This is a genomic window from Brachybacterium sp. GU-2 (genome assembly GCF_030866705.2).
In the GTDB taxonomy this organism is placed as follows: domain Bacteria; phylum Actinomycetota; class Actinomycetes; order Actinomycetales; family Dermabacteraceae; genus Brachybacterium; species Brachybacterium conglomeratum.
The window spans coordinates 1,615,467-1,629,498 of record NZ_CP133037.2 but is presented as its reverse complement, the minus strand read 5'-3'; the positions used below and the strand labels follow the sequence as shown (position 1 = coordinate 1,629,498).

The window sequence follows — 14,032 nt, the reverse complement described above, 5'->3', positions numbered from 1 at the left end:
ACGTCTGTCATGGGGCGGACGTGATCGCGGGGGCTGGGGGCCGGAGGGTGCGCGAGGGAAGGGTGGAGCCATGACCACGACCACCCTCACGGATGCACTCAGCCTGCGCGGCGTCACCCGCAGCTACGGCGAGGTCCGCGCCCTCGATGGACTCGACCTCGAGATCCGGCCCGGCGAGATCGTCGCGCTGCTCGGCCCGAACGGCGCCGGGAAGTCCACCGCCATGGAGATGATGGTGGGGCTCGCGACCCCGGAGCAGGGCAGCGTCCGCGTGCTCGGCACCGATCCCACGACCGCGACCCGCACCGGACTGATCGGCACGATGCTGCAGGCCGGGGCGCTGCTGCCCGACCAGAGGGTCCGCACCATGCTGCGGATGCTCCACTCCCTGCAGGCGCATCCGATGCCGATGGCCGACGTCGTCGACAGCGCCGACATCGCCGAGCTCATGCCGCGGCGGATCAGCGCCCTCTCCGGCGGCCAGTCCCAGCGGGTCCGCTTCGCGATCGCACTGCTCGGCGACCCGCAGGTGCTGCTGCTGGACGAGCCGACCGTCGGCATGGACATCAGTGCCCGCCGCGCCTTCTGGCAGCAGATGCGCCGGGTCGCCGCGAGCGGCCGCACCGTCGTCTTCGCCACCCACCACCTCGAGGAGGCCGAGCGGGAGGCGGGCCGCGTGGTCGTCATGGACCGCGGCCGCGTCGTCGCCGACGGGACCGGCGCCGAGATCGCCGCCGTCGTCGCCGGGCGGGTGATCACGCTGCGAGGGATCGCCCCGGAGCAGGTCGCGGCGCTGCCCGGCGTGGACAGCGCCGAGGTCGACGAGACCGACGACCGACGGGTGCGGGCCGCGTGCGCGGACTCCGACGCCGCGCTCGCTGCGCTGTTCACCGGTCCGCTCGCCGGCGACGTGCACGACGTGCTCGTGTCCGCCCCGGGCCTCGAGGAGGCGTTCCTGCGGATCACCGAGCACGAGGACGAGGCCGCGCGATGAGCGCCGCCGACCCCGCCGCCCGCCCTGCCCACGACAGGAGCCCCGCCATGACCGCCCCCGCACCCCGCACCGCCGCAGCGCCCTCGGCCGCGACCCGCACCCTGCGCTACGCCGCCCACACCACCGCCATGACCCTCACGAACGCCGCCTTCATGGTGTTCACCATCGCGCTGCCGGTGGGGATGTACCTGCTGTTCTCGATGATGTTCGGCGCCGAGGCCGAGGGACAGGCCCGCGGGCTGATCATGATCAACATGGCCGCCTACGGCGGGCTCGGCGCCGCAGTCACCGCCGGCACCCAGATCCAGGAGGACCAGCGCAACGGCTTCCTGCGCCAGCTGGTCGTCGCCGGGCTCTCGCCCCGCTCCTTCCTCATCGGCTCCGTGATCGCCGCGAGCGCCGTGATCGTCCCCGCGCTCGCGGCCGTGGGCCTCGTGGGGCTCGCCACCGGGGTCGAGGCCTCGCCCGAGCGGTTCCTGCTCACCCTCGTGGCGCTGTGGCTGGGCCTGCTGCCCACGATCCTCATCGGGCTCGTGCTCGGCATGGTGCTCCGGGGCGCCGCCGCGATGGCCGGCGGCGTGGTGACCATGATGGCGATGGCGATCTTCGGCGGGCTGTGGATGCCGCTGGAGATGTTCCCGCAGTGGATGCAGGACCTCGGCCGCGCGCTGCCCACCTACTGGATCTCGAGCCTGGGCCAGTGGTCCCTGCAGGGGGCGGAGCTGCCGGTGACGGGCCTGGTCGTGATCGGGGTGTGGACCCTCGTGCTTGGGGCGCTGTGCATGGTGAGCATGTCCCGGGCGGTGGGTCTGCAGCGGCGATGAGGGACGCTGGCACAATGACCGCCATGAGCACCCCCGACGCCCCGGACTGGGGGCGGTGGGCCCGCGACCCCGCCGAGCCGGGGGAGGAGGCCGCCGTCCGGCCCCTCACCCCGCGCGGCGTGCTCCGGGCCGCGCGGGAGTCGGGCGGGCTCGCCTTCTCCCTCCCGCCGGTGATGTTCGTGCTGATCCCGATCGTGGTCGGCTGGATGCAGGCGCCCGGGCCCACGATGGTGCTCGCCACCGCGCTGCTGCTCCTGTACGGGGCGATGTTCGCCGCCACCACCGGGATCGCGCTGTACCCGCGGCGGGTCCGCCTGATCTGGTTCGCGCTGTGCACCGGGATCCTGCTGGTGCTGATCCCGGCGATCGGCCTGAACGTGCTCTACATGGTGATGTTCCAGGCCATGACGCATATGCTGCTGCTGCCCTGGCGGTGGGCGGTGCCCTCGATGCTGCTGATGAGCCTCGCCGTCATGGCGATCGCGCTCGTGGCCGGCCAGCCGATCGCGGCGGGCTTCGCCGTGATGGGCACGATCATGTCCTGGGGCATCGGGCACGGCATCCGCCAGCAGGTGCTGCAGGAGCAGCTCGAGGCCGCCCACCGCCGCAACGCCGTGCTCGCCGTCGCCGCGGAGCGGGAGCGGATCGGGCGGGACCTGCACGACCTCGTCGGCCACTCCCTGACCTCGCTGACGATCTCCGCCCAGCTCGCCCGGCGCCTGCTGGAGAGCGACCCCGGGGCCGCCCGCGCCCAGCTCGAGCACATCGAGACCACGACGAGGCAGGCGCTCGCCGACGTGCGCGCCACCGCCTCCGGCATGCAGACCGTGCGCGCCGCGACCGAGATCGCCTCCGCCCGCACCGTGCTCGGCACCGTCGGGATCCAGGCCGAGGTCCCCACCGCCCTGCCGCCGTTGCACGAGGACCTCGCCGAGCTGTTCGGCTACGTGATCCGCGAAGGGGTCACCAACATCGTGCGCCACTCCCGCGCCACGCGCGCCCGGATCACCGTCGAGGAGGACGCGGTGACCGTCGCCGACGACGGCATCGGCATCCCCCACGGCGCCTCCCGCAGCGGTCTGCAGGGCCTCGAGGCCCGCGTCGTGCTCGCCGGGGGACGGCTCGAGGTCGACTCCTCCGAGACCGGCACCACTCTCGTCGCGACCATGGACCGGGCGGCATGATCCGCGTCGCCGTCGCCGACGACCAGGCCATCCTCCGCGGCGGCCTCGCCGCCCTGCTGCGCCTGGAGCCCGACCTCGAGGTGGTGGGGGAGGCCGCGACCTGCGCCGAGACCCTCGAGCTCGTCGCTGAGCAGCACCCCGACGTGCTGCTGCTGGACGTCCAGATGCCGGCCGGGGCCGACGGCGCACCGGCCGACGGGATCGGCGTGGCCGAGCAGCTGCAGGGCACCGACGGCGCCCCGCGGATCATCGTGCTGACCACCTTCGGCAGGGCCGGCTACCTGCGCCGCACCATGGAGGCCGGGGCCGGCGGGTTCATGGTCAAGGACACCCCCGTCGAGCGGCTCGTCGATGCGATCCGTCGCGTCCACCAGGGGCTGCGGGTGGTGGACCCCGAGCTCGCCGCGCAGTCCCTCGCCGTCGGCCCGAGCCCCCTGACCGCGAAGGAGACCGAGGTGCTGCAGGCCGCGGCCGTCGGCGGCACCACCGCCGCGATCGCCGGGCGGCTGTTCCTCTCCGAGGGGACGGTGCGCAACCACGTCTCCGCCGCGATCGGGAAGCTGGGGGTCGCGAACCGGGCAGAGGCCGTGAGGACCGCCTCGGACAACGGCTGGATCTGAGCCCCTGCCACGGGTGACGCGTAGTCTGCCGGGGTGGATGCGATCGAGGCCCTGCTCGGCGCGCTGATCGACATCAGCGTGCCCGCCTTCGCGATCGCCTCCATGCTCTCGATGGGGCTGCGCACCCCGCTGCGCGCCTTCCGCGACCAGCTGCGGGACCGCCGCACCGTCCTCGCCGTCCTCGGCGCGAACTTCGTCGTCGTCCCGGCGGTCGGCACCCTGCTCATCTGGCTGCTCGGCGGCCTGCTGCCCCACCACACGGGGGAGGGGTTCGTCATCGCGCTGTGCGCGGCCGGCGCCCCGTTCGTGCTGCAGCTCGGGGCGATGGCCCGCATCCCCTACGGCGAGACCGCGGGGCCGATGGCGGTGCTGCTGCTGGGATCGATCGCCTTCATGCCGCTGGTGGTGCCGTTCCTCCTGCGGGACGTCGAGGTGCACGGCTGGTCCGTCGCCCAGCTGCTGCTGGGCACGATGCTCTCCCCGATGATCGCCGGCATCGTCATCGCCGCGGTCTGGCCGGGACGCGCCGATCTCTTCGCCCGGATCGCGGGCGGCGTCGCCGCGGTCTCGGCGGTGCTGATGTTCCTCTCCGGCTTCGGCGCGAACTCCGGCCTCGTGCTGGACCTGCTGCTCTCCCCGGTGCTCCTCGTCGCCGCGGGTCTCGTCGCCCTCGCCTTCGCGGCGGGCCGCTTCGCCGGCGATCTCGCCGGGGACACCCTCACCGTCCCGGACGGACCCGCGATCCTCACCAGCCAGCGCAACATCGCCGCCGCACTGCTCGTCGCGCGCACCGGCGCCGAAGGCAGCGAGCAGACCGGCTCGATCGTCGTCGCGATCCTGCTGCTCAGCGCTGTCGGCTTCGTGATGCTCGTACCCTATGCGCTCGCCACCGGCTGCGTCCGTCGGGGCCGGGCGGGGAACGGGCAACGCCCGGGATGCTACTGGGGATCGTCGGACCGAAGGACGACTGAACAGGCACGTGGGAGCAGACCGGTTCGCTGAGAGCGTCGCGCCCGGGTGAGGCGGCTCATGGACCGCACCGTGACCGCTCCGTAAGGTGGTGGGACGTGGCATCCCTCCTGCGCATCGTGCGCTTCACCCGCGCCCTCGCACCGCTGTACATCGCGATCATCGTCTGCTCGGTGCTCACCGCGGCGGCGGCGCTCGCCGTCCCCTTCCTGATCGGGCACGCGACCGACACGGTCGCCGGGGCCGTCGGCGGGCAGACCCCCACCTCCGCCGCCGTGCGCGCTGTGGTGCTGATCGCGGCCGCGGTGCTGGTCGCCGAGCTGTTCAACACCGTGGTCTCGAACGTCGGCGGTTGGTTCGGCGACGTGATGAGCAACCGGATGCGCACGATCCTCTCGGTGCGCTACTACGACAAGCTCCTCCACCTGCCCCAGCGCTGGTTCGACGGGGAGATCACCGGCACGATCGTGGCGCGGCTGAACCGCTCGATCACCGAGATCACGAACTTCGCGAAGATGATGTCGAACTCCTTCGCGTCGATGCTGATCACCACGGTCGCGGTGCTCGCGATCAGCGCCTGGTACGCCTGGCCGCTGACCGTGCTGCTGCTGATCGTGTTCCCGCTGTACGTGTGGCTGACCTCGCTCACCTCCGTGAAGTGGCAGCGGCTCGAGGGGGAGAAGAACGAGCAGGTCGACATCGCCTCCGGCCGCTTCGCCGAGGTCGTCGGCCAGATCCGGGTCGTGAAGTCCTTCGTGCGCGAGCGCTCGGAGCTCGAGGACTTCCGTCGGCGCTTCTGGTCCACCGACGCCACCACCCGCGCCCAGTCCACGCACTGGCACCGCATGGACGTGATCCGCCGCGCGGTGCTGAACCTCGTCTTCTTCGGCATCTACGTGATCATCTTCGTGCGCACGGTCCAGGGCGCCTTCACACTCGGCGAGATGGTGCTGCTGGTGCAGCTGATGAGCATGGCCAAGGCCCCGGTGGAGTCGATGAGCTGGGTGATCGACTCCTCCCAGCGCGCCATCGCCGGGTCCAAGGACTACTTCCGCGTGATGGAGACCGAGGTCGACCCGCGCACCGCCGCGATGCTCGCCCGGGCCGAGGACGACGTGACGCCGCCGGCGATCGAGCCGGTGCCCGGCGCCCCGGTGGTCCGCTTCCGGGACGTGTCCTTCGCCTACGAGGACGGCGAGGACGTGCTGCACGGGATCGACTTCTCCGTCGCCCGCGGGGAGAAGGTCGCGCTGGTCGGCGAGTCCGGCGGCGGGAAGTCCACGATCGTGAACCTGCTGCTGGGCCTGTACGAGCCGCGCGCGGGCGAGATCGAGGTGGTGGGACGCACCAGCACCGAGCTGCCGCTGGACGAGCTGCGCTCCCGCATCGGCGTCGTCTTCCAGGACGCCTCCCTGTTCTCCGGCACCCTGCGGGAGAACATCGCCTACGGCCGGCCCGGCGCGAGCGACGAGGAGGTGGCCGACGCGGCCCGCCGCGCCAACGCCGACGGCTTCGTGCGCCGCTTCCCCGGCGGCTACGAGCAGGTGATCGGCGAGCGGGGGCTGAAGCTCTCCGGCGGGCAGCGCCAGCGCATCGCGGTGGCGCGCGCGATCCTCAAGGACGCGCCGGTGCTCGTGCTCGACGAGGCGACCTCGGCCCTGGACACGAAGGCGGAGCGGCAGGTGCAGAAGGGCCTGGACGAGCTGATGGAGGGCCGCACCTCCCTGATCATCGCCCACCGCCTCTCGACCATCGCGGCCGTGGACCGGATCATCACCCTCGAGGACGGGCGGATCGACGAGATCGGCACCCCCGCCGAGCTCGCCGCCTCCGGCGGGATCTACGCCCAGCTGCTGGACCTGCAGAACAGCGGCGACCGCAAGCGCCTGGCACGGTTCGACATCACCGGCTGATCAGCCGCGGCAGCACCCGCACCAGCACCACCATCCCGATCAGCTCGACGAGGGTCTGGGTGACCACGGCCGCGGGGGCGAGCGGGGTCGGCATCGCGAGTGCCAGCGGCAGCACCACGAGCGAGTTGCGGGTCGCGCCGGAGAAGGTCACGGCGGTGGCGGTGGGGGCGTCCAGGCGCAGCAGGCGCGCGATCAGCAGGCCCGCTCCCGTGGCGAGCACGAGGAAGGCCGCGTAGACGGGCACGAGGGCGAGCAGCGCGCCGCCCGCGCCGAGCACCCGCGGGGTCTGCGAGGCGGTGACGGCGAGCAGCACCAGGATCATCAGCGGCACCATCGCCGGGGCGAGGTCGAGGTGGGGGACCAGGCGCTGCAGCAGCGCGGCGGCCAGCAGCGGCAGGAGCACCAGCAGCACGAGCGCCCGCACGAACGGGGCGGGGTCGATCGCGGCGGTCGCCGCGCCGCCTCCGAGCAGCGGGAGCAGCACCGGCAGCGCCATGATCTGCCCCAGCATCAGCATCGGGGTCGCGGCCAGGAGCTTCTCGTGCGCGCCGCGGGCCAGGGCCGTGAACACCACGACGTAGTCGATGCACGGGGCGAGCAGCACCAGCAGCGCGCCGAGGAGCAGATCGGGCGAGCCGGCGAGCGGGCGGGTCAGAGCCCACACGACCAGCGGCACCGCGAGCAGGTTCACCGCCAGCAGCGCGAGCAGGAAGCGGGGGCCTGCGAGGGCGGCGCCCAGGCGGGTGAGGGGGATGCCGTGGAAGGTCACCAGCAGCAGCGCGGCGATCGCGGATTCGACGGCGAGCTCGAGGGCAGGGGCGGTGCCCGGCGCCGCGACACCGAGCAGGACCCCGGCCGCGATCGCGGCGAGATAGAGGGGGACCTGTCGGCGCTCGAGCAGCGGCAGCAGGTCCATGGGGGAACTGTAGCCGGGCGCCCAGCGGGCGCCCGGGGACGGGCGGTAGCATGGCCGCGATCACAACGTCGGGGGCGACGAAGGAGCTCACATGGGATTCATCCAGGCATTCAAGGGCGCGGTCGGCGGCATGCTCGCCGATCAGTGGAAGGACTTCCTCACCGTCCCGAACGGGCTGCCGCAGACGGCGGCGCTGTTCCCGGCGGTCCCGCAGGGCACCAACGCCGGCCGCGGCTCGAACACCCGCGGCTCCGAGAACGTCATCACCAACGGCTCGAAGATCCTCGTGCCCCAGGGGTACGGCCTGATCACCGTGGTCGACGGCCGCGCGACGGGCCTCATCACCGAGGCCGGCGGCTACGAGTTCAACGACTCCTCCCCGGACGCCCGCTCCGTCTTCGCGGGCGACGACCTGCTCGCCTCGACCGTGGGCACCTCCTGGGAGCGCTTCAAGTACGGCGGCCGCCCCTCCTCGCAGCAGCTCGCCTTCTACGTCAGCCTCAAGGAGATCCCTGACAACCGCTTCGGCACCCAGTCGGAGATCTACTGGGACGACGCGTATCTCAATGCGCAGGTCGGCGCGGTCACGCGCGGCTCCTACACGCTGCGGATCATCGACCCGCTGCTGTTCGTGCACAACTTCGTGCCCGCCTCGTTCATCTCCGCGAACGCCCCGGTGTTCGACTTCTCCGACCCCGACAACGCGGCCGGCAACCAGATGTTCCAGGAGGTCGTCGGCTCCCTCGCCCAGGCGTTCTCCCGCTACACGAACGATCCCGACAAGGGCAACCGCATCTCCCGCATCCAGGGCGACTCGGTCGGCTTCGCCCAGTCGCTCTCGGCCGCCGTCGAGGAGGGCTACCGCTGGTCCAGCGACCGCGGCCTCGCGATCGTGAAGACCGCGATCGTCTCGATCGAGTACGACCAGCGTACCCGCGAGCTGCTGGCCGACGTGCAGAAGGCCGACGCGCTCTCCGGCGCCCGCTCGCAGTCGTTCATGAACCAGGCCGCCGCGCGCGGCGTGCAGGCTGCGGGTGAGAACGGCGGCGGCGCGGGACTGGCGATGTTCGGGGCGGGCATGGGCGCCGCCGGCGGGATGGTCAACCCCGTCCAGCCGTGGGCGCCGCCCGGCCAGCAGGGCACCCCGCAGCAGCAGGCCCCCGCCGAGGGGCAGCAGGCCCCGCAGCAGCAGGCCGCTCCCGCGCAGGAGGACCCCGTCGCGAAGCTCGCCCAGTACAAGCAGATGCTGGAGCAGGGGCTGATCAGCGAGGAGGACTACGAGGCGGCGAAGAAGGCCGCGCTCGGCCTCTGAGCCGCGCCCGCACTCCCGGAGCACTCCCTCGATGACCTCGCCCCCTCCGCAGGATCCGCAGGGCCCGCCGTGGGCGCGCCCGCCGCAGCCGCCGTCGGTGACCGACGACGGCGGCTCCGGCGCCCCGATGCTCGGGGACGAGGCCGTCGCGCGCGCCGCCGAGGCCGCCGCCGGCCACAGCTCTGAGCGGATCATCGACACGAGCTCCGGCCGTGACGACGGGCTGAACAAGTGCCCCCGCTGCGGCAGCACCGAGATCCAGTACTCGCTGACCGCGAAGGCGCTGGTGTGCTCGTACTGCCGCCACAGCTGGAACGAGGACATCGCCGAGCAGCGCTTCGGGCTCGACTCCTCGATCGCGGAGCTGCGCGGCCACACCATGGCCTCCGGCACCGCGGACGTGCGCGAGGACCTCACCACCGTGACCCTGAAGTGCCAGGGCTGCGGCGCGGAGATCGTCCTCAACGTCGACCAGCAGATGCAGGCACGCTGCCACTGGTGCCGTCAGACCCTCTCGATCAACTCGCAGATCCCCAACGGCGCGGTGCCGGACGCGGTGCTGCCCTTCCTGCTCACCCGCGAGGAGGCGGTCGAGCGGATCGACGCCTTCGCCGGGAAGCGCAAGACCTTCGCGCTGGGCCGCTTCACGCGGGAGTTCGTGCCCGAGAACGTGATGGGCGTGTACATCCCGTATCTCGTGGTCGACGGGAACATGCACGCCGTGCTGCGCGGCACCGGCGAGGTGACCACCCGCGAGTACACGGTCCGGCGTCGCGTGGGCAAGGACGACTACGTCACCGAGACCTACTACGACGCGGACGTCTACGCCGTCCAGCGCGCCTTCGATCTGCTGGTCGACGACCTCACCGTCGAGTCCGCGAGCCGGTTCGACGCGGACGAGGACCATCAGGCGACCAACAACATCCTCAACGCCGTCCAGCCCTACGACACCGAGAACGCGGTCACCTACAACTCGAACTACCTCAAGGGCTTCACCTCCGAGCGGCGCGACCTGAACATCCAGGACGTCGACGCCGAGGTGGAGGACAAGTTCCTCGCGATCGCTCGGGCGAAGGCCGCCCCCACCATCTCCCGCTACGACCGCGGGGTGCGCTGGAAGGAGGAGGGCGTGGCCGTGCACGGCACCCGCTGGGTGTCGATCTACGTGCCTGTGTGGCTGTACAGCTACGCCGACTCCGCCAAGGGCGAGGGCGCGCTCACCCACTACATCGCCGTCAACGGCCGCACCGGCACCACGATGGGCTCCGTGCCCGTCTCCCATCCGAAGATCTTCGCCGCCTCCTGCGCCGCGGGCACCGTCGCCGCCGTGGTCGGCGCGCTCGCCGGCCTCGCCTACATGTTCTTCTGATGAGCACGCCGACCACGACCGACCACCCCCGAGGAGGCCCGCATGCACCCGCTGCTCGCTGAGATCGCCGCGGACCCGACCGCCGCGATGCTGCTGGCCGACTCCGGGGACGGCGCCGCCGGGATCGCCTTCCCCTTCCTGCTGGGCCCGGCGGTGTTCCTGGGGACCTACATCGGCATCTACCGCTATTACCGCAACCGGGACAAGCGGCACGAGTTCGAGAAGAAGACCGACGTCGCCGTCGGCAATCTCCGCACCGGCGACCGGCGCGTCGGCAGCAACAACCGGCAGAAGAGCCGCACCATGTCCGGCGCCAACAGCCGCGACCATCTCGAACGGGTCCGGCGGATCAGGGTGGAGTGATGGCGGGGTCGGAGGTCGTCGTCGGAGCCGGGCTCTCGGGCCTGGTCGCCGCGACCGAGATCGCCGACGTCGGGCGGCGCGTGCTGCTGCTGGAGCGCGAGGGGGAGCAGGACCTCGGCGCGCAGGCGTGGTGGAGCTTCGGCGGGCTGTTCCTCGTGGACAGCCCCGAGCAGCGCCGCCTCGGGATCAGCGACTCCCTCAAGCTCGCCCGTCAGGACTGGCTGGGCTCCGCCGCGTTAGAGGAGCCCGACGGCTCCGATGATCACTGGCCGCACCGCTGGGCGGAGGCGTACCTGCAGTTCGCGGCGGGGGAGAAGCGCGAGTGGCTGCGGTCGATGGGGCACCGGCTCTTCCCCGTCGTCGGCTGGGCCGAGCGGGGCGACGGCCGCGCCGAGGGACACGGCAACTCCGTGCCGCGCTTCCACCTCACCTGGGGGACGGGGCCGGGCCTCGTCGAGCCCTTCGCCCGACGACTCCCCGCGCGGCGCCGGCTCGACCGGCAGGCCGGGCAGGGATCCTGGCCGACCTGCGCTGAAGCCTCACTCGCCGGTGCGCTCGGCCTCCGGGAGCAGGATCGTCGAGAAGTCGTCCTCGCCGTGGCCGGCGGCGATCTTCGCGTCGAGCGAGGCCAGGGCGCCGCGCAGCGCGGGCAGGTCGCTGCCGGGACGGGCAATGCCGTCGGACGCAGCGCCGTCAACCGTGTCGATCATCAGCCGGGCGTCCTTCGCGATGGCGTCCGCGGTGAAGTCCCCTCCCTCGGTGCTGCGCTCTTTGCGCACGAACGGGCCCTTCATCCCCGCGATGAACGCGAGCCCCGTGGAGCCGAGCATGTCGAGGGTCGCCTCCGCGGAGGTGCCGGTCGCCTCGCCGAGGGCGAGCGCCTCCCGCAGACCCTGCGCGGAGACGGCCAGCGCCAGGTTCGCCAGCAGCTTCCCGACGGCGGCCTCCCGGCCGGAGCCGACGCCGCGCAGCCGCTCCGGATCCGCCCAGGGGGCGACGAGTTCGAGCACCTGCTCCCGCCGTGCGTCGTCGGGGGTGCCGACGTAGACGCCGAGCGTGCCCTGCCGGGCCGGGCCCAGGGTGCCGACCACGGGCGCACCCACGTAGGTGGGGACCGCGGCGGCGAACTCGTCGGCGTCGGCGGGGGAGACGGTGGTGGTGTCCACCCAGGTCACGCCGTCAGGGATCAGGGACGGGACGATCACCGTCTCGCGCACCGCGTCGGGGCCGAACAGCGAGGTGACGACCAGCTCGGCGCCCGCGACGGCCTCGACGGCGGTGCCGGCGACCGCGGCGCCCGCCTCGGCGAGGCGCTGCGTGCGGGAGGCGGTGCGGTTCCAGACGGTGAGCTCGTGGTCGGGAAGCAGATGGAGGGCCAGCTCGGTGCCCATGCGGCCGGTGCCCAGGAACGCGATTCTCATGCCGCCAGTGTGCCACCGGGCCGTCCACAGCGGCCTGTCGTCCGGTCCCGGGAACGTGCACAATGGAGATCATGACTCCTCGCCTCTCCCGCCGCCGGGCGCTCGTCGCCGCCGCCGCTGCCGGGCTCGGACTGCCCGCCGCCGCCACCGCGGCGGAGCCCGCGCGTCGGGGCGGCGCGTTCCAGACGCTGCGCGCCGCGACCTACAACGCCTCCCTGAACCGCGGCCGTGAGGGGCAGCTGCTCGAGGACCTCGCCACCGGCGAGGACGCCCAGATCCGGGCGGTCGCCGAGGTCATCCAGATCAACAACCCCGACATCCTGCTGCTCAACGAGTTCGACCACGACGACGAGGGCCGGGGCGCGGACCTCTTCCGCGAGAAGTACCTCGAGGTGCCGCAGAACGGGCAGAGCCCCGCCTTCTACCCCTACGCCTTCACCGCCCCCGTGAACACGGGCGTCCCCTCCGGCCTGGACCTGAACCGCGACGGCACCGCCGGCGGCCCGGACGACGCCTGGGGGTTCGGCCAGTTCCCCGGCCAGTACGGGATGGTGGTCCTCTCCCGCTACCCGATCCTCACCGATCAGGTGCGCACCTTCCAGAACCTGCGCTGGGCGGACATGCCGCACAACCTGCTGCCCACCGAGTTCTACGGGCCGGAGATCTCCCCGCAGCTGCGGCTGAGCTCGAAGTCGCACTGGGACGTGCCGGTGCAGATCGGCACGGACGTCCTCCACGTCCTCGCCGCCCACCCCACCCCGCCGAGCTTCGACGGCCCCGAGAAGCGCAACCAGCGACGCAACCACGACGAGATCCGGCTGTGGGTGGACTACCTCCAGCCCGGCCGTCGCTCGCAGTGGATCGTCGACGACGCCGGGTCGCGCGGCGGCCTGGAGCCCAGCGTCCCCTTCGTCATCCTCGGCGACTTGAACTCCGATCCGGCCGACGGCGACTCCTGGCCCGGTGCGATCGAGCAGCTGCTGCGCCATTCCCGCGTCCAGGACCCGAAGCCCGCCAGCGACGGCGCCGTCGAGGCGGCCGAGCTGCAGGGCGACGCGAACGCCGAGCACGCCGGCGAGTCGCGGTACGACACCGCCGACTTCGCCGAGCCCACCCCCGGGAACCTCCGCGTGGACTACGTGCTGCCCGCCCGCGAGCTGCAGATCGCCTCCTCGGCCGTGTACTGGCCGCGCCGGGGTGAGCCGGGCAGCGAGCTGACCGGCAGCCACCCCTTCCCCACCTCCGATCACCGCCTGGTGCGGGTCGACCTGCAGGTGAAGGCGTGAGCCCGATCTCCGCCCCGCTCCTCGACGTCGCCGCGCTGCACGCGCTGATCGACGAGATCGGGCAGGAGGGTCGCCCCCTGGTCCTGCTCGACGTGCGCTGGGCGCTCGACGGCAGCAAGGGCGAGCACGACCACCTCGCCGGGCATCTCCCCGGCGCGGTCTATGTCGACCTCGGCACCGAGCTCGCGGCCCCGGCGCGCCCCGAGGCGGGCCGGCACCCGCTGCCCGACCCCGCGGACTTCGCCGCGACCCTGCGCCGTCTCGGCGTCACCGAGGACTCCCGCATCATCGCCTACGACGACACCGACGGCGGCCCTGCCGCCCGCCTGGTGTGGATGCTGCGCGCCCTCGGCCACGAGGCCTCCGTGCTCAGCGGCGGCCTGCACGCCTGGAACGGACCGCTCGAGAGCGGGCCCGTCACCCCGGAGCCCGGGGACGTGCCGGTGCGGGACTGGCCCGCGGACCGGATCGTGAGCGCCGACGAGGTCGCGCAGCTCGCCGCCTCCGGGGAGGCCGTCGTGATCGACGCCCGCGCCCCCGAGCGCTACCGCGGCGAGGTCGAACCGATCGACCCGCGCGCCGGCCATGTGCCCGGCGCGGTGAACCTGCCCTATGCCGGCAACCTCGATCCGGAGCGGCGCTTCCTTCCCCCGAGGAGCTGCGGGAGCGCTTCGAGGCGGCCGGCGTCACCGCGGACGGCGAGACCGTCGTGTACTGCGGCTCCGGCGTCACCGCCACCCACGACCTGCTCGCGCTCGAGGCCGCGGGCTTCCCGCGGGTGCGGCTCTTCCCCGGCTCCTGGTCGCAGTGGAGCACGGACCCCGAACGGCCCGTCGTCGTCGGCCCGAACCCCTGAGCCCC

At 72.7% G+C, this 14,032-nt stretch carries 12 protein-coding genes and 2 pseudogenes; 12 read left to right on the top strand and 2 right to left on the bottom strand.

The window, feature by feature from the left end:
- The first annotated feature begins 70 nt into the window (after positions 1–70).
- From RBL05_RS07470 to RBL05_RS07445, 6 genes are all read left to right on the top strand, one after another.
- A complete protein-coding gene (locus RBL05_RS07470) occupies positions 71–994 on the top strand; it encodes an ABC transporter ATP-binding protein (protein WP_308740049.1) in 924 nt (307 codons plus the stop codon).
- Between the two features lie 47 nt (positions 995–1,041).
- Positions 1,042–1,818: an ABC transporter permease gene (locus RBL05_RS07465; RefSeq protein WP_308740050.1), complete on the top strand. Its 777-nt coding sequence runs from the start codon at positions 1,042–1,044 to the stop codon at positions 1,816–1,818.
- Between the two features lie 23 nt (positions 1,819–1,841).
- A complete protein-coding gene (locus RBL05_RS07460) occupies positions 1,842–3,002 on the top strand; it encodes a sensor histidine kinase (RefSeq protein ID WP_308740051.1) in 1,161 nt (386 codons plus the stop codon).
- The gene (locus RBL05_RS07455) at positions 2,999–3,622 is read left to right on the top strand and encodes a response regulator transcription factor (protein WP_308740052.1); all 624 of its coding nucleotides are present in this window, start codon (positions 2,999–3,001) and stop codon (positions 3,620–3,622) included. The genes RBL05_RS07460 and RBL05_RS07455 overlap by 4 nt, the downstream gene beginning before the upstream one ends.
- A gap of 33 nt (positions 3,623–3,655) precedes the next feature.
- Positions 3,656–4,624 carry a Na+-dependent transporter gene (locus tag RBL05_RS07450; protein WP_318604237.1) on the top strand — a complete coding sequence of 323 codons (969 nt, stop codon included), beginning with the start codon at positions 3,656–3,658 and terminating at the stop codon, positions 4,622–4,624.
- Positions 4,625–4,689: 65 nt separating this feature from the next.
- Positions 4,690–6,504 carry an ABC transporter ATP-binding protein gene (locus RBL05_RS07445; RefSeq protein ID WP_308740054.1) on the top strand — a complete coding sequence of 605 codons (1,815 nt, stop codon included), beginning with the start codon at positions 4,690–4,692 and terminating at the stop codon, positions 6,502–6,504.
- On the opposite strand, the gene RBL05_RS07440 is transcribed toward RBL05_RS07445, so the two are convergent.
- Positions 6,494–7,420 (bottom strand): arsenic resistance protein, encoded by a 927-nt coding sequence (locus RBL05_RS07440; protein WP_308740055.1) that lies wholly within the window; start codon positions 7,418–7,420, stop codon positions 6,494–6,496. The two genes, RBL05_RS07445 and RBL05_RS07440, sit on opposite strands and share 11 nt — an antisense overlap.
- A 91-nt stretch (positions 7,421–7,511) precedes the next feature.
- Between RBL05_RS07440 and RBL05_RS07435 the strand changes: the two genes are divergently transcribed.
- The 4 genes and pseudogenes from RBL05_RS07435 to RBL05_RS07420 all read left to right on the top strand — a co-directional run.
- On the top strand, positions 7,512–8,732 hold the full coding sequence (locus RBL05_RS07435) for an SPFH domain-containing protein (RefSeq protein WP_263309847.1): 1,221 nt from the start codon (positions 7,512–7,514) through the stop codon (positions 8,730–8,732).
- A 31-nt stretch (positions 8,733–8,763) separates the two neighbouring features.
- On the top strand, positions 8,764–10,101 hold the full coding sequence (locus RBL05_RS07430) for a TFIIB-type zinc ribbon-containing protein (protein WP_263309846.1): 1,338 nt from the start codon (positions 8,764–8,766) through the stop codon (positions 10,099–10,101).
- Positions 10,102–10,143: 42 nt separating this feature from the next.
- Positions 10,144–10,464, top strand: a complete 321-nt coding sequence (locus tag RBL05_RS07425) for a hypothetical protein (RefSeq protein ID WP_263309845.1) — start codon at positions 10,144–10,146, stop codon at positions 10,462–10,464.
- Positions 10,464–10,964 (top strand): annotated as a pseudogene (locus RBL05_RS07420) (FAD-binding protein); the annotation flags it as partial. The gene RBL05_RS07425 and the pseudogene RBL05_RS07420, both read left to right, overlap by 1 nt.
- A gap of 39 nt (positions 10,965–11,003) precedes the next feature.
- On the opposite strand, the gene RBL05_RS07415 reads toward RBL05_RS07420, so the two are convergent.
- On the bottom strand, positions 11,004–11,885 hold the full coding sequence (locus RBL05_RS07415; RefSeq protein WP_308740056.1) for an NAD(P)-dependent oxidoreductase: 882 nt from the start codon (positions 11,883–11,885) through the stop codon (positions 11,004–11,006).
- A 71-nt stretch (positions 11,886–11,956) separates the two neighbouring features.
- Between RBL05_RS07415 and RBL05_RS07410 the strand changes: the two genes are divergently transcribed.
- The gene (locus tag RBL05_RS07410; RefSeq protein ID WP_308740057.1) at positions 11,957–13,171 is read left to right on the top strand and encodes an endonuclease/exonuclease/phosphatase family protein; all 1,215 of its coding nucleotides are present in this window, start codon (positions 11,957–11,959) and stop codon (positions 13,169–13,171) included.
- Positions 13,168–14,027, top strand: a pseudogene (locus RBL05_RS16915) (sulfurtransferase). The gene RBL05_RS07410 and the pseudogene RBL05_RS16915 overlap by 4 nt, the downstream one beginning before the upstream one ends.
- The last annotated feature ends 5 nt before the right edge of the window (positions 14,028–14,032 follow it).

Coding starts and splice junctions, on each gene's coding strand:
- RBL05_RS07470 (WP_308740049.1), top strand. CDS start 71: ATGACCACGACCACCCTCACGGATGCACTCAGCCTGCGCGGCGTCACC.
- RBL05_RS07465 (WP_308740050.1), top strand. CDS start 1,042: ATGACCGCCCCCGCACCCCGCACCGCCGCAGCGCCCTCGGCCGCGACC.
- RBL05_RS07460 (WP_308740051.1), top strand. CDS start 1,842: ATGAGCACCCCCGACGCCCCGGACTGGGGGCGGTGGGCCCGCGACCCC.
- RBL05_RS07455 (WP_308740052.1), top strand. CDS start 2,999: ATGATCCGCGTCGCCGTCGCCGACGACCAGGCCATCCTCCGCGGCGGC.
- RBL05_RS07440 (WP_308740055.1), bottom strand. CDS start 7,420: ATGGACCTGCTGCCGCTGCTCGAGCGCCGACAGGTCCCCCTCTATCTC.
- RBL05_RS07435 (WP_263309847.1), top strand. CDS start 7,512: ATGGGATTCATCCAGGCATTCAAGGGCGCGGTCGGCGGCATGCTCGCC.
- RBL05_RS07430 (WP_263309846.1), top strand. CDS start 8,764: ATGACCTCGCCCCCTCCGCAGGATCCGCAGGGCCCGCCGTGGGCGCGC.
- RBL05_RS07425 (WP_263309845.1), top strand. CDS start 10,144: ATGCACCCGCTGCTCGCTGAGATCGCCGCGGACCCGACCGCCGCGATG.
- RBL05_RS07415 (WP_308740056.1), bottom strand. CDS start 11,885: ATGAGAATCGCGTTCCTGGGCACCGGCCGCATGGGCACCGAGCTGGCC.
- RBL05_RS07410 (WP_308740057.1), top strand. CDS start 11,957: ATGACTCCTCGCCTCTCCCGCCGCCGGGCGCTCGTCGCCGCCGCCGCT.